Raw genomic sequence first — 18,703 nt, 5'->3', positions numbered from 1 at the left:
GGGTAAGAAACAAACGGCATAACCCGTTTTGATTCCCAGGAGAGTTCAGCCGATGGCGAGGCAGTTACGAGCCGAGCAGACCCGCGCCACGATCATCAGGGCCGCCGCCGACCTGTTCGACCGTCACGGCTACGAGTCGACCAGCCTCAGCGACATCGTCGAGCACGCCCAAGTCACCAAGGGCGCCCTGTACTTCCACTTCGCCGCCAAGGAGGACCTGGCGCACGCCATCATGGAGATCCAGTCGCACCACTCGCGACGGCTGACCCGTGAGGTGGACGACCGGGAGTGCTCGTCGCTCGAAGGCCTGATCCGCATCACCTTCGGTCTCGTGCGGCTCACGGTGGAGGGACCCGTCGCCCGCGCCGGACTCCGGCTCGCCACCGGCGGGGTCGGGGTGCGGCCGCCCCTGCCGCACCCCTTCGCCGAGTGGTTCGACATCGTCTCCAGAAAGCTCGTCGGTGCCGTCAAGGAGTGCGACATCCACCCGGACGTCGATGTCGACGCCGTCGCCCACTCCCTCCTCAGCTTCTTCATCGGGATACGCGTCACCGGCCGCACCCTCGAGCCCGTCCTGCGGCTGCCCCGACGGCTCACGGAGATGTGGTACGTCCTGATCCGCGGCCTGGTGCCTGTGACCAGACGCCCGCGCTACCTCGGACTCGCCACGCAGCTGGAACGGGAGATGAGGGCCGTCTGAGCGGCGCGGGGTACGGTGAGCCGCATGCCCGACACCGCGCCCGCGCCCGTGATCCGCGGCAACGAAACCGGTTCCTTCCCGCACAGCGTGCTGGCCGAACGCCATCCCGCGATCATCCGGCAGGTGCGCGAGTCCCTGCCGTACGGCCCCGATCGCCGGCGCGCGCTCGACGCCCTGCTCGCCAGTTGCACCGAGGGCGTGATCGAACCGCTCCCGGCCGACGCGCCCGACCGGGACCGGTGGGCCGCGTGGGGACTGCGCACCTACGCCGGGCAGTCCTGGTTCGACGTGCCGTGGCTGTGGTCGGAGAGCTACTTCTATCGCGCGCTCCTCGAAGCCGTCGGCTACTTCGGCCCGGGACCCGAAATGGGCATCGACCCCTTCCGCCCCGTCAAGCTCGCCGAGCTCGACGCACCCGCGACCGACGAGGAACTCGCCGCGCTCGACGACCTGGAGTCCCGCCCCGCGGCGGAGCGCGCCCAGGCGCTGCTGCACGGTTCCCTCTGGGGCAACCGCGCCGACCTCGGCTTCCGGCTGTCGGCCGGCGGCGAGACCCCGCAGGTCGCCCCTGGCCTGGTCGCCGACGACAGTGAGACCCTGTGGTCCCTGCTGCCGTACTCCGGCACCGGCACCCTCTGCCTGATCGCCGACAACGCCGGCCGTGAACTCGTCCCCGATCTGCTCCTCATCGCCCACCTCCTCGCCGAGGGCCGCGTCGAGCGGGCCGTGCTCCACGTCAAGCCCCACCCGTACTACGTCTCCGACGCCACCCCGGCCGACGTAGTGGACGCGCTGCACCGGCTGACCTCCGCGCCGGGCGTGGCCCGTGCGTACGGGCGGCGGCTGTGGTCGGCGGCGACCGACGGCCGGCTGACCGTGCGGACCCACCCCTTCTCCTGCGGGCCGCTGCCGTACGCGGAGATGCCCGGCGACCTGCGCGCCGAGTTCGCCGAGGCGACGGTGACCGTCGTCAAGGGCGACCTCAACTACCGTCGCCTCGTCGGCGACCGCCGCCTGCCCCCGACCACTGCTTTCGCCGACGTCACCGACTACTTCCCCGGCCCGGTCGCCGCCCTGCGCACCCTGAAGTCCGACGTGATCTGCGGTCTCGACGCCGGCACCGAGGCCGCGCTGGTCGCGGCGGAGGGGCAGCGCTGGCGGACCGCCGGCACGCACGCGCTGATCCAGGTCAACTCGGCTCCGGGTGGAGGTCGAGGCGCAGGTGCTTGATGCCGTTGATGAAGTTCGACAACAGGCGTTCGGGCGGCTCGACCGTCCGGAGCGTCGGGGGCAGTGCCCGTAGCGCCTCCTGGTACAGCACCCGCAGTTGCAGCCGGGCGAAGTGAGCGCCCAGGCAGACGTGCGGGCCGTCCCCGAAGGAGACGTGCGGATTGGGCGTGCGCAGCAGGTCCAGCCGGTCCGGCTCGGCGAAGACCCGCTCGTCGTGGTTGGCGGCCGCGTGGAAGACGACCACCTTGTCCCCGGCCCGGACCGTCCGCCCGGCCAGCACCGTGTCCCGCACGGCGGTCCTGCGGAAACTGAGCACGGGCGGGTGCCGGCGGAGCAACTCCTCCACGGCCGGAGCGAGATCGGCCGTGCCCGCACGCAGCCGCTGGTACGCGTACGGGTGCTCCGCCAGCGTCAGCAGCCCGCCGGGTGCCGCGCTGCGTACGGTGTCGTTCCCGGCCACGGTGAGCAGGAAGAAGAACATCTCCAACTCGGCGTCGTCGAGTCCGGTCTCGTGGGCGAGCGTGGTCAGGACGTCGTCGGCCCGGGTGGCGGCGCTTGTGCGCGGCGAGGTGCTGCGCGTACGCGAACATGTCGCGCAGCGCCGCCGGGGACCGCGGATCGAGCGGTCTGCCCGTCGCGTCCAGGGCCGGAGGGCCGGCCTCGTCGGGGTCCTGGTAGCCGATCACCCGCTGGGTCCAGTGCAGCAGCAGCTTGCGGTCGCCCTCCGGGACGCCGAGCAGGTCCGCGAGGTTGAGCAGGGCATAGTCGTCGGTGACGGCGGTGACGACGTCGACCGTGCCGTCGCCGGACCGGGCCTCGGCCACGGCATCCGCGAACAGTGCCCGCGCGCGCTCCCGCGCGACCGCGGCGAAGCGCTCGATCCGCCCGGGGGTGAACGCGCGGCTCACCAGCCGCCTCAGCCGGTTGTGCTCCGGTGGGTCCTGATTGAGCATCATGCGGCGGATGAACGGCAGATCGTCCGGGTCCGGGTCACGGATCTGGGTCGCGCCGAGAGACGACGAGAAGGCCGCCGAGTCCTTGAGGACGCGGACGACGTCGGCGTGCCGGGTCACTGCCCAGAACCCGGGCCCGGCGGGCCAGCCCAGCACCTCGGGCTCGTCCTGCCAGGCCACGGGGTGGTGGTCCCGCAGGACGCGGTAGGCGTCGTAGGGCACCCCGGCGGCGTACCGGCGCGGGTCGAAGACGTCGGGGACGGGCGGGACCGCGTGCGTCGTCACGCCGGGTCGCCGCCGTCCGCCTCGCTGTCCCGGCCCAGGAAGTCCTCGACCACGCGGACGAGTTCGAGCGGGGTCTCGTCCATCGCGTAGTGGCCGGCGCACGGCAGTTCGTGGAGCTCGGCCCGTGCGTACCAGGTGAGCCAGGTGTCGCGGAGCAGGTCGGCCGACAGGGCGGGGTCGAGCGCTCCGGCGACGGCGAGCGCGGGCACCGTGGTGCCCTCGACCTGCTCGTGGAAGTCCTCCCGGGCCCAGGAGTCCAGCCAGGCACGGAACGCCTTCGGGTCACTGCGGGCGAGGGAGCGGGCGACCATGCGGTCCAGCCAGGCGGCGGGGCGCCGCCCGCCCGTGGTGATGTCGATGATGGCCCGCCGGTTCTCCGGCCGGTGGGCGGCGTCCGCGAACAGCTCCCACTGATCCGGCGGCAGGGCGAGCCCCGAGGCGGGGACCGGGGAGACCCCCACCACCGCGCGCAGCCGGTGCGGGGCGACGCCGAGCAGCCGCTGGGCGATCGCGCCGCCCATGGAGTGTCCGACGACGGAGAAGCGCCCCCAGCCCAGCCGGTCGGCCAGCGCCACCAGGTCCAGCGCCGCCTCCCCGGTCGTGTACGCGCCGTGCGCGTCCCTGGCCTCGCCGTAGCCGCGCAGATCGACGAGCGCGTACTGGAACCTCGTACGGTCCAGATCCGGCAGGACGGGGGCGAACGCGGACCGGTCGGCGAACCAGCCGTGCACCGCGAACACCTTGTGGGCGCCGTCGCCGTGCAGCTCATGGGGGAGCACGAAGGAGGTCATGCGAACACCGTGGCCGGTGGTCGGGGGCTCGGCAAGAGCGCGTGATGCGTGCACGAGGAGTCGAAGGTCCCGAAGTCCGGTGAGAACGCCCGGATTCGGCCTCGATTCACGCGATGGTGTGATCAGATCCCCGCTCGCGGATGCCCCCGACGGGCCGCGGGTAGGGCCCGGCCATGACGCAGCAGCCGTTCGAACTCCCGCACTTCTACATGCCGTATCCCGCGCGGCTGAACCCGCATGTCGACGAGGCCCGTGCCCATTCGACCGTGTGGGCGCGCGAGATGGGCATGCTGGAGGGGTCCGGGATCTGGGAGCAGGCCGACCTCGAAGCGCACGACTACGGCCTGCTCTGCGCCTATACGCACCCCGACTGCGACGCCGAAGCGCTCGCGCTCATCACCGACTGGTACGTGTGGGTCTTCTTCTTCGACGACCACTTCCTGGAGACGTTCAAGCGCAGCCAGGACCGCGCCGGCGGCAAGGCCTATCTGGACCGGCTGCCGCTGTTCATGCCCCTGGACCTGTCGACGCCCGTACCGGAGCCGGAGAATCCGGTCGAGGCGGGCCTCGCCGACCTGTGGGCGCGCACGGTGCCCTCGATGTCCATGGACTGGCGGCGCAGGTTCTCCGTCGCCACCGAGCACCTGCTGAACGAGTCCCTGTGGGAGCTGTCCAACATCAACGAGGGGCGGATCGCCAACCCCGTCGAGTACATCGAGATGCGCCGCAAGGTGGGCGGCGCTCCCTGGTCCGCCGGTCTCGTCGAGTACGCGACCGCCGAGGTGCCCGCGTCCGTGGCCGGTTCCCGGCCGCTCAGGGTGCTGATGGAGACCTTCTCCGACGGCGTCCATCTGCGCAACGACCTGTTCTCCTACCAGCGGGAGGTGGAGGACGAGGGTGAGCTCAGCAACGGGGTGCTCGTCCTGGAGACCTTCTTCGGCTGCACGACGCAGGAGGCCGCGGAGGCCGTGAACGACATCCTGACCTCCCGGCTGCACCAGTTCGAGCACACCGCGTTCACCGAAGTCCCCGCGCTGGCCCTGGAGAAGGGCCTCACCCCGGACGCGCTGGCCGCGATCGCCGCCTACACCAAGGGCCTCCAGGACTGGCAGTCCGGCGGCCACGAGTGGCACATGCGCTCCAGCCGCTACATGAACGAGAACGCGACGGCCGGCAGCCCGTGGACCATCGGCGCCACCGGGATCGGCACCTCGGGCACCGACATCCGCTCGCTGCTCGCCTCGGCGGGCGCCGAGCGGATGCGCGCGTACACGCACGTGCCGTTCCAGAAGGTCGGGCCGTCCCGGATCCCCGACATCCACATGCCGTTCCAGTTGCGCCTCAACCCCGACCTGGACGGTGCCCGCGCCCGCCTGCTGCCCTGGGTCCAGGGCGTCGGCATGCTCAGCGAGGGCGTCTGGGACGAGGACAAACTCGCGGCGAACGACCTGCCGTTGTGCTCCGCCGGCCTCGACCCGGACGGCACGCCGGAGGCTCTCGACCTCAGCGCGTGCTGGCTGGCCTGGGGCACCTACGGCGACGACTACTACCCGCTGGTCTTCGGGCACCGCCGCGACCTCGCCGCCGCCAGGCTGTCCACGGAACGCCTCTCGGCGTGCATGCCCCTCGACGGCCCGGTGCCGATCGTGCCGGCGAACGCCATGGAACTCGGCCTCGCCGACCTGTGGCGGCGCACCACGGCGAACATGGACGAGGAAGCCCGGCGCCGGATGAAGGCCGCGATCGACGTGATGACCGAGAGCTGGGTGTGGGAGGTGGCGAACCAGGTCCACAACCGCATCCCCGACCCCGTCGACTACCTGGAGATGCGCCGCGCCACCTTCGGCTCGGACCTGACCATCAGCCTCTGCCGGATGGGCCACGGCCCCCACATCCCGCCGGAGGTCTACCGCAGCGGACCCGTCCGCTCGCTGGAGAACGCCGCCATCGACTACGCGTGCCTCCTCAACGACGTCTTCTCCTACCAGAAGGAGATCGAGTACGAGGGGGAGATCCACAACGCGGTCCTGGTGGTGCAGAACTTCTTCGGCACCGACTACCCGACCGCCCTCACCGTCGTCAACGACCTGATGACGCAGCGCATGCAGCAGTTCGAGCATGTGGCGGCGTCCGAACTGCCCGTCGTGTACGACGACTTCGATCTGTCGGCGGAGGACCGCGAGAGCATGGGCGGGTACGTGGCCGCGCTGCAGAACTGGATGGCGGGCATCCTGAACTGGCACCGGCACGTCGCCCGCTACAAGGCGGACTGGCTGGAGAGTCGGGCCCATGGCTTCCTGCCCGACCGTGCCCCGTCCCCGCCCCTGACGGTCAGCTGATCCCGCGCGGTCCGTCCAGCTGTGCGGCCGTCTCCTCGGCGAGGGAACGGCCGCGCTCCGGCACGCCTGCGTGCTCGGCGCTGGAGGGCTGCGCCAAAGGGTGCCTTCCAGCCTGACCGTCGGTCAGTCTCACTCTTTCGTGGCTCGTCGTGCGCCGGTGCGCCGGGTAGTGCACCAGCGGAGGCGAACCATGGAACAGACTGCGCTGCGTCCCAAGCCGATCCCCGGGCAGGAGCCCGCCGGCCCTGGCCCCGGCCCCGGCTCCGACCCCGTCCGGCGCCCGCATGCCGCACGGAGACGCGGTCGGCGGCTCACGACCCTGCTCCTCGGGCTGCTCGTCGGGACGGTGCTGGTGCTGTCCGGCGTCGGACTGGGCACCGTGGCCGCCACGGTGATCGGCATGAGCAAGCTCGCCGAACTCCGGAGCCAGCCCGGTCGGCCGGGGCCCTCCGCCCCGGCGTCGTCGGGCCAGCCGTCCGCCTCGTCCGGCCCGGACTCCTCGGGGCCGTCGGCCACCGGACCGGCCCCCGCGGCGGACATGGTCATGGGCGTCGAGGTCACCGACGCCGAGAGGTCCGGCGCCCTTGTCGTGGGCGTGCACATCCCGGGCCCCGGCTACGCCGCGGGCCTGGTGCGGGGCGACGTACTGCTCACGTTCGACGGCATGCCCGTCGAGTCCGCGGCGGACCTCGTCCGGGCGGTCGACAAGGCGCGTCCCGGGGCGGGCGTCCTGGTGACGGTGCGCCACGAGAGCGGTGAACAACAGCAGTTGTCGGTGGCGCCGGGTGTCCTCACGTGACCACGCGGAAGTGGCTGGTGAGCCGTCCCCCGTCGTCCAGCACGTGAAAGGCGAGCCCGACCGGCGCCTCCCGGTCGGCGGCACCCTCGCCTTCCCAGGGCAGTCGCAGCGTCCACGTCACGCCGGGGCCGACGGCGAGCGGGCGCCCGGCGAACGTGGTGGAGGTCGCGCTGTGCGCGTGCCCCGTGATCAGCCCGGCGACCTCGGGGCGGCGCTCCATGAGTGCGGCCAGCCGGTGCGGCGCCCGCAGCCGGCACGAGTCGGGCAAGGGGTGGTGCAGCGCGACGGGCGGGTGGTGCAGGGCGAGCAGGCCGGGAGACCCTCGTCGAGTCCGTCGAGCGTCGCCTCGATCCACTCGTACGTCTCGTCGTCCAGGAGCCCTTCGTCGCTTCCCGGGATGCTGGAGTCGCACATCAGTACGGCGGCGTCGTCGAAGAGGTGCACCTCGTTGACCGGGCCCTCGGCCGCGGGCCAGCCCAGCAGGGCCTTGCGGTAGGGGGCGCGGCTGTCGTGGTTGCCCGGGCAGGTCAGCACCGGGAACGGTGTGTCGCCGGACCGCAGGCCGAGGATGCGGGCCGCCTCCTCGTACTCCGCCTCCGTCCCGTGGGAGCACGACGGGGCTCCCGTGGACGGTGCTAATGGAATGTCTGCATCTAAGCATTGGATTCGGTGCTCGGGCCAGCTTTGTCGCGAACCGCGCTTACCGGCTCGCGTCGCCCTCTTCGGGCAGGCAGGATGCTGCCCGTGGTTCCTGAACGGCTCAAGGAGGCTGGAATGACCGGCAGTACGGCCGCGCCCTTCACGGCAGACGACTACCGGGCCCGGATGCGGCGCGCCTCGCGGGCGGCCGCCGACGCGGGACTCGCCGGGCTGCTGGTCGCGCCGGGGCCGGACCTGGTGTGGCTCACCGGCTACGCGCCCACCGCCGCCACCGAACGGCTCACCTTGCTGGTCCTCGCCCCGGACCGGGAACCCGTCCTCGTCGTCCCGGCCCTGGAGGCCCCCGACGCCGCGCACGCGGCCGGAGCGGCCGCCCTGACGCTGCGGGACTGGACCGACGGCAAGGACCCCTACGCCCTCACCGCGGGCCTTCTCGGTGCCTCCGGGCACTTCGGCATCAGCGACAACGCCTGGGCCATGCATCTGCTGGGCCTGCAGCAGACGCTGCCCGGCACGTCGTACGCCTCGCTGACGCAGGCACTGCCGATGCTGCGAGCCGTCAAGGACGCGGCGGAGCTGGAACTCCTGGCCGCCGCGGGGGCGGCCGCGGACGCCGCGTTCGAGGAGCTCCGACACGTCCCCTTCGGCGGCCGCAGGGAGTCCGACGTGGCCGCCGACCTCGCCGCCCTGCTGCGCCGGTTCGGCCACTCCCAGGTCGACTTCACCATCGTCGCGTCCGGCCCGAACGGGGCCGACCCGCACCACGAGGCCGGCGACCGTGTCATCGAGCGCGGCGACATGGTCGTCCTCGACTTCGGCGGCCTCAAGGACGGCTACGGCTCCGACACCTCCCGCACGGTCCACGTCGGCGAACCCACCGGCGAGGAGCGCGAGGTGCACGACCTCGTGCGCGAGGCGCAGGAGGCGGGCTTCCGGGCGGTGCGCCCCGGTGTGCCCTGTCAGGAGGTCGACCGGGCCGCCCGCGCGGTCATCGCCGACGCCGGGTACGGCGAGTACTTCATCCACCGCACGGGGCACGGCATCGGCGTCACCACCCATGAACCGCCCTACATGATCGAGGGCGAGGAACAGCCCCTGGTCCCCGGCATGTGCTTCTCCGTGGAGCCCGGGATCTACCTGCCGGGCCGGTTCGGGGTACGCATCGAGGACATCGTCACCGTGACCGAGGACGGCGGCCGTCGCCTCAACAACACGTCCCGGGAGATGCTGATAGTGGAGTGACCCACCCAGGAGCCCCTGTACGCACCCGAGCGACGACGGTCCCACCATGACCCAGGCACCGACACCCACCGAGGACACCGTCCGCGGACTGGTCCGTTCCCTGCTCAAGGAAGGTGCGGGGGGTCCCGACGTCCGGCCCGTCGCCGGGAGCGGCGGGCGCACCACGTGGTGGGTCGGCACCCGGCACGTGCTGCGTCTCGCCCCCGACCGCGAGGCGGCCCTGCGCCAGCGCCGCGAACTGCGGCTGCGCGACCTCGTCCGCCCGCACCTCCCGGTCGCCGTCCCGGTCAGCGTGGCGCACGGCGAGTGGGCGCCAGGCCTCACCTACACGCTGGACGCCAAGGTGCCCGGCGGCTCGGCGCCCGAGCACGACGTCTCCGCCCTCGGCGAGGCGGACCTGGCGGGGCTGCTCACGGGGCTGCGCGAGGTGCCCGTACGGCAGGCGGAGGCACTCGGCGTGCCGCGTGCCGCCCCTCGCTCCCTGGAGGAGCTGCGCGCCGCTGCCCAGGACGCCGCCGAACGGCTCGACGCGGCCGACGAGTTCGACGCCGCCCGCCTGCACCCGTTCACCGCGCCCGCGGCCGTGCAGCTCGCCGCGCAGAGCGGGGGCGCGGTCCTCGTCCACCACGGCCTCACCGGCGCGCACCTGGTGGTAAGCACCGACGGCCGGGTCCGCGGCGTCCTCGGCTGGGCCGACGTGGTCCTCGGCGACCCCGCCGAGGACGTCGCCGCCCTCGCCCTCGCCGTCGGCGCCCCAGCCGCCGTCCGCGCCGCCACCCTCGCCGGTTACGGCGCCCGGCCCTGTCTGCGCGGCCTGTGGCTGGCCCGCTGCGACAGCGTCGTCCACCTGGCCGACCGGCTTGCCGGCCGGGGCGAAGGGTCCCTGCCCGACCTGAGAAAGGGGCTCCGTCACGCGTGGGAGGCGATCCTCCTGGAACGCGTGACGGAATGCAGGGGCGAGGACGCGGACGACGGCGACGACACGGACGACGCCCTGTAGCGCTCCAGGGGCGGGCGGCGTGCCCCCGCGCGGGTGAGGGTGAGCGGGGCGGGCGTCACCCCGAGTGGGCACCCACCCGCGCGCGCGTGCCACCCCTACGGCTGCGCCACCATCACACAGCACTCCCCGGGGACCTGAAGCACGCCCTCCTCGTCCGGTGGCGTGACCGGCTCCCACGCGGCGAGGATCTCGGCCGGCCGGGAGCCCAGGGGAATCCCGACGGTGGTCTTGGCGAGGTTCACGGCCACGCAGATGTCCCCGCGCCGGAAGGCGAGCCAGCGGGCCTCCTCGTCGTGGGCCACCTTGATGTCGGCGAGGTCCGGGTCCGTGAGGTCCGGCTGTTCGTGGCGCAGGGCGATGAGCCGGCGGTACCAGGCCAGCACGCGCGCGTGGTGCTCGTTGTCGGGCTCGGTCCAGTCGAGGCAGGAACGGTCCCGGGTCGCCGGGTCCTGCGGGTCGGGCACATCCTCCTCGGCCCAGCCGTGCGCCGCGAACTCCCGCCGCCTGCCCCGGCGTACCGCCTCCGCGAGCTCGGGGTCGGTGTGGTCGGTGAAGAACTGCCAGGGCGTACCTGCCGCCCACTCCTCGCCCATGAACAGCATCGGCGTGCACGGGCCCGTCAGCACCAGCGCGGCGGCGCAGGCCAGCAGGCCGGGGGAGAGGCCGGCGGAGAGACGGTCTCCCTGGGCGCGGTTGCCCACCTGGTCATGGGTCTGGCTGTAACCGAGGAGCCGGTGCGCGGCGATCCGTGCACGGTCCAGCGGCCGTCCGTGCCGCCTGCCCCGGAAGCTGGAGTAGGTGCCGTCGTGGAAGAAGCCTCCGGCGAGCGTCTTGGCGAGCGCGCCGACGGGGGCGCGCGCGAAGTCCGCGTAGTAGCCCTGCGACTCACCCGTCAGCGCCGCGTGCAGGGCGTGATGGAAGTCGTCGTTCCACTGCGCCTGGAGCCCCAGGCCGCCCGCCTCTCGGCCGGTGACGAGCCGGGGGTCGTTCCGGTCGGACTCGGCGATCAGGAACAGCGGCCGGCCCGTATCCGTGGCGAGGGCGTCCACCGCGGCCGACAGCTCCTCCAGGAAGTGCACCGCCCGCGTGTCCACCAGCGCGTGCACGGCGTCCAGCCGCAGCCCGTCGAGCCGGTAGTCGCGCAGCCACGCCAGCGCGCTGTCGATCAGGAACGCCCGCACCTCGTCCGACCCGGGCGCGTCCAGGTTGACGGCCGTGCCCCAGGGGGTGTGGTGCCGGTCGGTGAAGTACGGGCCGAACTCGGGCAGGTAGTTGCCGGACGGGCCGAGGTGGTTGTGCACCACGTCCAGGACCACGCCGAGACCGAGTTCGTGGGCGCGGTCGACGAAGCGTTTCAGCGCGGCGGGCCCGCCGTACGGCTCGTGCACCGCCCAGAGCGAGACGCCCTCGTAACCCCAGCCGTGGCGCCCGGGAAACGGGCACAGCGGCATCAACTCGACATGGGAGACGCCCAGTTCGGCGAGATGCCCGAGTCGCTCCGCCGCCGCGTCCAGCGTGCCCTCACGCGTGTACGTGCCCACGTGCAGCTCGTACAGGACCGCGCCCGGCAGCGGGCGGCCGGGCCACTCGGCACGCCATGGGTGGAGCCCGTGGTCCACCACCGCGCTCAGCCCGTCCGGTCCGTCCGGCTGCCGCCGCGAGCGCGGATCGGGCCGCACCGGGCCCTCGTCCACCGCGAAGCCGTAGCGCGTGCCGTCACGGGCTTCCGCGTCGATCGCCCACCACCCCGCTCGCTCCGGGTCCTGCTCCATCGCGCGCGTGGCTCCGTCGCAATGGAGCGTCACACGGCCGGCCTGCGGTGCCCACACCTCGAACTGCACGGACGGTTCCCCTTCGTCTGCTCACCGTGATGTAGCTCGACCATCGTGCTTCACACGAGATCAATCCGCTTGTGCATACCCCCTTTTGCACCCGGTGTCGTCCGGTACGCGCGCGTGGTGTCCGTTTCCCCGATTTCTGGACACCCGGGGTTCACTGCCCGACAATCACCCGTGTGACGTCGTCCTTCGAGTTCTCCACCTACCCCGCGCGGCTGTCCGACGCGGAGCGCGACAAAGCGCTGAAGGTGCTGCGTGACGGCGTCGCCATGGGCCGTCTCTCGCACGACACGTTCGTCCGGCGGATGGAACTGGCGCTCGCCGCCCGCCGGTCCGACGAGCTCGCCGTGCTCACCGCCGACCTGCCCACCGAGAGCCGGGTGGCGCGCATGGTGTTCGGCACGGTCGAGGCGGTGTCGGGCTTCACCGAGCGGCTGCGCAGGGCCTGGCGGGCCGAACGGCTGCCGAAGTTGCTGCTGCCCCACCCCGCCGCCGGACACCCCCTGCGCATAGGCCGTGATCCCGCCAACGGGCTCCGGCTCAACCACGAGACGGTGTCCCGGGTGCACGCCGAACTCACCCGCCAGGGCGGCATGTGGGTCCTGCGCGACCTCGGCTCCACCAACGGCACCACCGTGAACGGGCGGCGCGTCACCGGTGCCACCGTGGTCCGCGAGGGCGACCAGGTCGGCTTCGGGCAGACAACGTTCCGGCTCGCCGCCAACTGAGCGGCCGACTGAGCGGCCGGCCGGGCGGCGGCCGGGGCAGTGAACGGAGCGGCGCCCGAGCGGCCGATCGACCGAAACGCCGACGTGAGCCCCGGGCGCGCCGAAGCCCGGGGATCGCCCCGCGTCCGTGGTTCCGGACCCCAAATAGCCCTGGCCATGGTGGTGTTGACGTACACCTGAACTCGTGACTGACTGTGCGTACACCGCACACATCAGGTGAACCGACGGCACCACGGAGGTGTGCCCTGCCGCCACTCCTCCGCTATCCGACCGTCGACGAGCTGGGCGCGCGAGCGGCCGCCCTCGTCGCCCGCCACCCCCGTGCCGCACGGCTGCGCCGCGTCGGCGCCTCGCGCGCGGGCACGCCCCTGTGGTTGCTGTCCGTCGGCCACGGCAGCCGTCAGGCCCTGGTCGTCGCCGGGCCGCACGCCAACGAACCCGTCGGCGGCGCCACCGTCCTGCTGCTGGCCGAGCGCGCCCTCGCCGACCCGCGCCTGACCGAGGGCGCCGACACGACCTGGAACCTGCTGCTGTGCCTCGACCCCGACGGCCTGCGGCACAACGAGGGCTGGCTGACGGGGCCGTACAGCCTCGACAGGTACTTCCGGCGGTTCTTCCGCCCCGGCTTCCTCGAACAGCCCGAGTGGCTGCCCGACGGGGCGGCCGGTGCCGCCCTGCCGGAGACGCGTGCCCTGCTCGCCCTCCAGGACGAACTGAAACCTTTCTTCCAGTGCTCCCTGCACGGTGTGGACGTCGGCGGCGGCTTCGTCGAACTCACCCGTGACCTGCCCGGACTCCCGCAGGCGGTGGCCCGGACTTCGGCCCGCCTCGGCATCCCGCGCGAACTCGGCGCGTACGACGCCCTGTACTGGCCCGTGCTCGGTCCCGCCGTCTACCGGATACCGCCGCCGCGCCGGGGTGACCTGGTCGCGGCGATCACCGAGGCGGCCGTCGAGTCGACGTGGTACCACCCGCACCGGCACGGCACCGTGACGGCCGTCGTGGAGGCGCCCATGTGGGGCGTGGACGGCGTGGGGGACGGTTCCGCGCCCGCCGACGCCGAGGCGGCGCTGCGGGCGCTCAGCCGGGCACTGCGCCACGACACGCGGCTGCTGCGGGGCATCCTCGCGCGCGTGCGCCCGCATGCCGCCACGGTCCCCGAGGCGGCCCGGCTGCTGGCCCCCGTCGACGACTACCTGCTCGTGAGTCCGGGGCTCGCCGACGACTGGGACCCCGACCTCGGCGACCGGCCGCGCCGCACCCTGCCGCCGCTGACCACCGCCCATCTGACCGCCCTGCGCGTCTCGGGACGGCGGCTGGCGCTGCGCACGGCGGGGCTGCTGCACCAGCTCGTCACGCGCGCGGGGCGCGATCCCGCCGGGGTGCTGCCCGAGCTGGACGCGCTGGTCGACCAGTGGTGCGCGGACTACCGGGACGGTTGCGGGGCCCACTGGATCCCCGTCGCGCGCCAGGCCGAGTACCAGTCCCAGGTGATCCTCGCCGCGTTCGACCTGGCCCGGCGGCACGCGCCCCGGGACTTCCGTTCGGGTGAGTCGGACTGGGGCTGCGAACCGGTCGTGCCGATGCACCGGGAATGACGCACACCCTCACCACCAAAGCCGTACGGGGCGGTCTGCTGGCCGTGGCCGCCCTCCTCCTCGTCGGTGCCGCACCGGCGCGGGCGACGGTCCCGGAGTCCCGTGTGAGTGACTGGCTCTACCTCACGGTCACCCGGGGCGGGGGCGGGTCCGGCGACACACGGGGCACCCTGCTGCTGTGCGACCCGCCCCAGGGGCACGGCCGGGCCGTCGAGGCCTGCGCACAGCTCGACTCCGTGAGCGGTGACATCAGCCGCCTCCCGCTGAAGCACGCCTACTGCCCGATGGTCCACGCGCCGGTGACGGTCCACGCGCGCGGGCAGTGGCGCGGACAGGCCGTCGACTACCGGCAGACGTTCGGCAACGCCTGCGAGACGGAGGCGCGTACGGGGGCGGTCTTCGCGCTGGACGGCTGACCACCGGCCGGCCGGTGACGGCTGCCGGGCGGCACGCGCGCGCCGGCCGGCCGGTGACGGCTGCCGGGCGGCACGCGCGCGTGGGGTGCCTCCTCACGCGCGTGGCTCCGGGGCACGCCGCTCCGTCACGCACGTGGCTCCTGGTCACGCCGCTCGGTCACGCGCGTGGAGGGCCGCCGTGACGACGGTGCGGGCCTGGTGCTCGACCTGGTTCTCCAAGGGCACCCAGCGGGCAGCGAAGCGGTCGGCGAAGGACTCGCTCCAGGTCGCGACGAGCCGTTCGAGGCGCGGGGCAGCCCGGTCGTCGGTCTCCTGAAGGACCCGCAACAGCATCGCCGCCGCCCGCAGAGGCAGGCGGCGGGCGAAGGCGTCGACGCTCCCGACGTACGCCATCGTGTGCCCGGCGGGCGGCGTGCACGTCCAGTCGGCGGCCAGCCCGGGCACCAGCTCCAGCGCCCATCTGGCGGCCCGCAGCAGGGGCCCGTCGAGGCCCTCCAGACGCGGTGCCGCGTCCGACAGCACCCGCTCCACCCGAAGCGCGTCCCGCAGCAGCCGGCTCGCCAGGCGCCGCATCGCCGTGGCCGGCGCCGGATGCGGGGCCGGGTCGTCCACCAGGTCGCTGGCCCACATCGGCACCTCCACGACCGCTGTCAGACCGCCGTACCGGTGCACGTGGTACCAGGTGCTGTGGCGCGCGTCGTCCGAGGGCATGCTCGGGTACGCCAGCCCCGCTCCGGCGGCCGGCATCACATGCACCCCGGGTCCGGCCGCGGGCCAGCCCGCGGCGTCCGAGGCGCCCGTCTCCACCGGGATGTGCAGCTCCGCCGCGGACTTGGCGAACGGCTCGGCCAGGCCGGGTATCTCCTTCGTCAACTGCACCCAGCTGCCGCCCAGATCGGTGCCGTGCAGGGTCACCTGGAGGTAGGGCCGCAGCTCGTCGATGACGCCGGTCAGGGCCCGCGTCTCGGGCGGCAGCCGGTCCGGCGGCAGTACGGCCGGCGACCACTCCGGCTGCTCGGGGCCCGCGGGCCGGAAGAATCCGAGGTGGTAGTCGAACAGGCTGCGCGGCGCCGGCGTGATGTGCAGGCTCGCCCCGTCGGGGTCCGCGCACAGCAGGAAGTGCCATGAGATGCCGGCCCGTAACTGCCATTCCCGCAGCACCCTTTCGGCCACCGCGAGCAGCGTCGAACCCCCCGTCGGTTCGTTCGCGTGGGCGCCCGCGACGACCAGGACGGCGTGCCGGGAGCGCCCCACGGACAGCAGGTGAAGAGGTCGGCCGGCGCGGGAGACGCCGATCTGCCGGAGGGCACACAAGCCGGGATGCTGAGCGGCCAACGCCCGTGCGGACGACACGATTTCGGTCACGGTGGGGTAGCGCAGCTCCGGCAGAAGACTCACCCCCCGACTTGCCCACCCGGCTTCGCACCCGCAGTACCGCACGGTCCAGGGGCAGTGTCAAGGAGAGGGCGGGGGAGCCCCCAAGGGGCGCCCGGATGCACGCAGGGCCGCGCGCAGAAACGTGCACGCCAGGGCACGGCACGCACGCCCCCACCGATCCCCGGCCGACCCGCCACCGGTACCAGCCCGGTGGCCCGCCGGAATGCACGCCGGCGGGCGGGGGCTGCCCGAGACCGCCCGCCTCTCAGCCGACCCTCTCCAGCAGCACCACCGGCAGCGGCTCCAACAACTCGCCCACGCGCGCGTGCCCGCTGAACTCCCGCTCCGGGTCCAGCACATCCACCCAGCGCCCCGGGGGCAGCGGCAGCGCCGTGTCCCGCCAGCCGCCCGCCTCCGCCAGCCGCAGCGACAGCCGGGTGACGGCCGCGACGACCTCGCCGGAGCGGGCGTACGCCAGGCAGTGCGGGGCCGCCGCGCCCTCGGCCGCCAGCGGCACGTACGTCGCGGCGTCCCCGAACACCTCGGGCCGTCGCGCCCGCAGCAGCAGCGCCGCCGCGGTCAGCGCCCCCTTGGCGCCGAGGTCCCCGACCGGCGGGAACGCGGCCGGCCGGCGGTTGTCCGGGTCGACCAGCGCCCGGTACTCGCCCTCCGTGCCCTGGTACAGGTCCGGCACCCCGGGCATCGTCAGATGCACCAGCGCCGTGCCCAGCACGTTGGCCCGGATGTGGGGCTCCAGCTCCGCGCGCAGCGCGGCCACGGGCTCCCCCGGGGGACCGCACGGCCCCGCGTCCACGAACGCCGTCACCGCCTCCTCGTACGGCGGCTCCTGCTCGGTCCAGCTGGTGTACAGGCCGGCCTCGCGCACATGCTTCAGCAGCGCCTGCCGTACCCGGTCCGCGTCGGCCGTGCCGAGGCCGAACACCGTCTGCCAGGCCGCCCACGCCAGCTGCGCGTCCGGCACGCCCTCATCGGTGCGGGTCGCCTCCGTCAGTACGTCCGCCCAGCGCTGCGGGCACTCGGTGAGCACCGCCAGCGCCGCCCGCACGTCCGCGCTGCGCTTGGTGTCGTGCGTCGAGACCACCGTCCCGGTGAGCGGCCAGTCGCGCTGCACGCGCGCGCAGTACGCGTGGAAGTCCTCCGGAGCCAGTGCGGGTACCCCCGGGTTCCCGCCCACCTCGGTCGCCGACAGCAGCGGCACATAGCGGTAGAACGCCGTGTCCTCCACGGACTTCGCCCGCAGCGCCGACGCGGTCTGCGCGAACCGCGCCCGGAACTCCAACTGGTCCGGCGCGTCGCCGTACCGACCCAGCACCAGTCCGCGCACGACGTCGACCGCGCCGCCCTCCTCGGGCACGACGAAGGCCGTTTCGGCCTCCGCCGCGGCCTCCGCCGTGACGACGGCCGCCGCGTCCCCGGAGCTGTAGGGCCGGTAGACGTCCATCCGCACCAGCAGCTCCCGCAGCGCCGTGTGCAGCGCCCAGGGCGCCCGGTCGCGCAGCTCCGGCTCCGGCGACGCCGCACACAGGCGGCTCGCCGTCCGGGTCAGGCGGTCCACCTCGGCGGCCAGCTCGTGCTCCAGCACGCGGTACGCCGCCCGCCGTACCGTCGCCTCCCAGTGCCCGCCCCGGTCCGTCTGGGGCGCCGCGAAGCGCCGGTACTGACCCAGGAGTTCACCGGCGCCCGCGGGGTCCGCGAACACGCCGTCGACGTGCCGCAGGGCGTCGTAGCCCGTGGTGCCCGCGACGGGCCAGGAGGCCGGCAGGCTCTCGCCGTCGGACAGGATCTTCTCCACGACCGTCCAGCGGCCGCCGGTCGCCTCGTGCAGCCGCCGGAGGTAGGCGTCGGGGTCGGCGAGCCCGTCGGGGTGGTCGATGCGCAGCCCGTCGATCACGCCGTCGTGCAGCAGCTGAAGGATCTTGGCGTGCGTCGCCTCGAACACCTCCGGGTCCTCCACGCGCACCCCGATGAGCTCCGAGATGCTGAAGAAACGCCGGTAGTTGAGCTCGGTACGGGCCAGCCGCCACCACACCGGGCGGTACCACTGCGCGTCCAGAAGCTGCGGCAGGGGCAGCTGCCCGGTGCCCTCGCGCAGCGGGAACGCGTGGTCGTGGTAGCGCAGGACGTCGCCGTCGGCCTTCAGGTGCTCGATCGCGTCGCCGAGAGGCTGCCCGAGCACCGGCACCAGCAACTGGCCGCCCTGCGCCTCCCAGTCGATGTCGAACCAGCGCGCGTACGGGGACGTGGGCCCCTCCCGCAGCACCTCCCACAGGGCGTGGTTGTGGCGCGGCGCCATCGCCATGTGGTTCGGCACGATGTCCAGCACCAGGCCCAGGCCGTGCTCGCGCGCGGTGTGCGCGAGCGCCCGCAGCCCGTCCTCGCCGCCCAGTTCCGCTCGCACGCGCGCGTGGTCCACGACGTCGTAGCCGTGCAGCGAGCCCGGCACGGCCTCCAGGACGGGCGACAGGTGCAGATGGGAAACGCCGAGCGAGGCCAGGTACGGCACGGCCGCCGCCGCGGCACCGAACGGGAACTCGGGCTGCAGCTGCAGCCGGTAGGTGGCCGTGGGCACCACCGGGTCAGGACGCTCAGGTGTCATGGAGAGCTACGTACCCGCCCCGCCGGGTTTCGTGTCATCGCCCGCTGCCCGTCCGCCCACACGCGCGGCCATGGGAGTGACGGGCGTCACCGTCCCAGGTTCCCCAGGGCCGCCGCACCGGACGGCGCGC

13 protein-coding genes and 2 pseudogenes are annotated in these 18,703 nt (G+C 73.5%); 9 read left to right on the top strand and 6 right to left on the bottom strand.

The window, feature by feature from the left end; all coding sequences use genetic code 11:
• The first annotated feature begins 52 nt into the window (after positions 1–52).
• Positions 53–700 (top strand): ScbR family autoregulator-binding transcription factor, encoded by a 648-nt coding sequence (locus AB0O67_RS05330; protein ID WP_365446401.1) that lies wholly within the window; start codon positions 53–55, stop codon positions 698–700.
• 24 nt (positions 701–724) lie between these two features.
• Positions 725–1,930 carry a damage-control phosphatase ARMT1 family protein gene (locus AB0O67_RS05325; RefSeq protein WP_365446399.1) on the top strand — a complete coding sequence of 402 codons (1,206 nt, stop codon included), beginning with the start codon at positions 725–727 and terminating at the stop codon, positions 1,928–1,930.
• On the opposite strand, the pseudogene AB0O67_RS05320 reads toward AB0O67_RS05325, so the two are convergent.
• Positions 1,890–3,168, bottom strand: a pseudogene (locus AB0O67_RS05320) (cytochrome P450). The gene AB0O67_RS05325 and the pseudogene AB0O67_RS05320 sit on opposite strands and share 41 nt — an antisense overlap.
• Positions 3,165–3,959, bottom strand: a complete 795-nt coding sequence (locus AB0O67_RS05315; RefSeq protein WP_365446397.1) for an alpha/beta hydrolase — start codon at positions 3,957–3,959, stop codon at positions 3,165–3,167. Before AB0O67_RS05315 ends, AB0O67_RS05320 begins: the two are co-directional and overlap by 4 nt.
• Before the next feature lie 173 nt (positions 3,960–4,132).
• Between AB0O67_RS05315 and cyc2 the strand changes: the two genes are divergently transcribed.
• Complete coding sequence (cyc2, locus tag AB0O67_RS05310) at positions 4,133–6,298, top strand: germacradienol/geosmin synthase Cyc2 (RefSeq protein WP_365446395.1); 2,166 nt, start codon at positions 4,133–4,135, stop codon at positions 6,296–6,298.
• A gap of 190 nt (positions 6,299–6,488) precedes the next feature.
• Positions 6,489–7,097, top strand: a complete 609-nt coding sequence (locus AB0O67_RS05305) for a PDZ domain-containing protein (protein ID WP_365446393.1) — start codon at positions 6,489–6,491, stop codon at positions 7,095–7,097.
• On the opposite strand, the pseudogene AB0O67_RS05300 reads toward AB0O67_RS05305, so the two are convergent.
• A pseudogene (locus tag AB0O67_RS05300) lies at positions 7,090–7,703 on the bottom strand (metallophosphoesterase); the annotation flags it as partial. The gene AB0O67_RS05305 and the pseudogene AB0O67_RS05300 overlap by 8 nt on opposite strands.
• 168 nt (positions 7,704–7,871) lie before the next feature.
• On the opposite strand from AB0O67_RS05300, the gene AB0O67_RS05295 reads away from it, so the two are divergent.
• On the top strand, positions 7,872–8,999 hold the full coding sequence (locus AB0O67_RS05295; RefSeq protein ID WP_365446391.1) for an aminopeptidase P family protein: 1,128 nt from the start codon (positions 7,872–7,874) through the stop codon (positions 8,997–8,999).
• Positions 9,000–9,045: 46 nt separating this feature from the next.
• Positions 9,046–9,999, top strand: a complete 954-nt coding sequence (locus AB0O67_RS05290; protein ID WP_365446389.1) for an aminoglycoside phosphotransferase family protein — start codon at positions 9,046–9,048, stop codon at positions 9,997–9,999.
• A gap of 95 nt (positions 10,000–10,094) precedes the next feature.
• On the opposite strand, the gene treZ is transcribed toward AB0O67_RS05290, so the two are convergent.
• The gene (treZ, locus tag AB0O67_RS05285) at positions 10,095–11,840 is read right to left on the bottom strand and encodes a malto-oligosyltrehalose trehalohydrolase (protein ID WP_365446387.1); all 1,746 of its coding nucleotides are present in this window, start codon (positions 11,838–11,840) and stop codon (positions 10,095–10,097) included.
• A 173-nt stretch (positions 11,841–12,013) separates the two neighbouring features.
• Here treZ and AB0O67_RS05280 point away from each other — a divergent pair, with 173 nt between their 5' ends.
• The 3 genes from AB0O67_RS05280 (at position 12,014) to AB0O67_RS05270 (ending at position 14,579) form a co-directional block, all read left to right on the top strand.
• Complete coding sequence (locus AB0O67_RS05280; protein WP_365446385.1) at positions 12,014–12,565, top strand: FHA domain-containing protein; 552 nt, start codon at positions 12,014–12,016, stop codon at positions 12,563–12,565.
• Between the two features lie 194 nt (positions 12,566–12,759).
• Positions 12,760–14,163: a M14 family zinc carboxypeptidase gene (locus AB0O67_RS05275; protein WP_365446383.1), complete on the top strand. Its 1,404-nt coding sequence runs from the start codon at positions 12,760–12,762 to the stop codon at positions 14,161–14,163.
• A complete protein-coding gene (locus AB0O67_RS05270) occupies positions 14,160–14,579 on the top strand; it encodes an SSI family serine proteinase inhibitor (protein WP_365446381.1) in 420 nt (139 codons plus the stop codon). The genes AB0O67_RS05275 and AB0O67_RS05270 overlap by 4 nt, the downstream gene beginning before the upstream one ends.
• A gap of 144 nt (positions 14,580–14,723) precedes the next feature.
• On the opposite strand, the gene AB0O67_RS05265 is transcribed toward AB0O67_RS05270, so the two are convergent.
• Positions 14,724–15,977: a M14 family zinc carboxypeptidase gene (locus AB0O67_RS05265; RefSeq protein ID WP_365446379.1), complete on the bottom strand. Its 1,254-nt coding sequence runs from the start codon at positions 15,975–15,977 to the stop codon at positions 14,724–14,726.
• 244 nt (positions 15,978–16,221) lie between these two features.
• A complete protein-coding gene (gene treY / locus AB0O67_RS05260; RefSeq protein WP_365446377.1) occupies positions 16,222–18,573 on the bottom strand; it encodes a malto-oligosyltrehalose synthase in 2,352 nt (783 codons plus the stop codon).
• Positions 18,574–18,703 lie beyond the last annotated feature (130 nt).

Source organism: Streptomyces sp. NPDC086077, from assembly GCF_040686175.1.
Lineage (GTDB): Bacteria > Actinomycetota > Actinomycetes > Streptomycetales > Streptomycetaceae > Streptomyces.
Note: the sequence above shows the minus strand (reverse complement) of the source record. Positions and strands in the feature narration are given on the sequence as shown.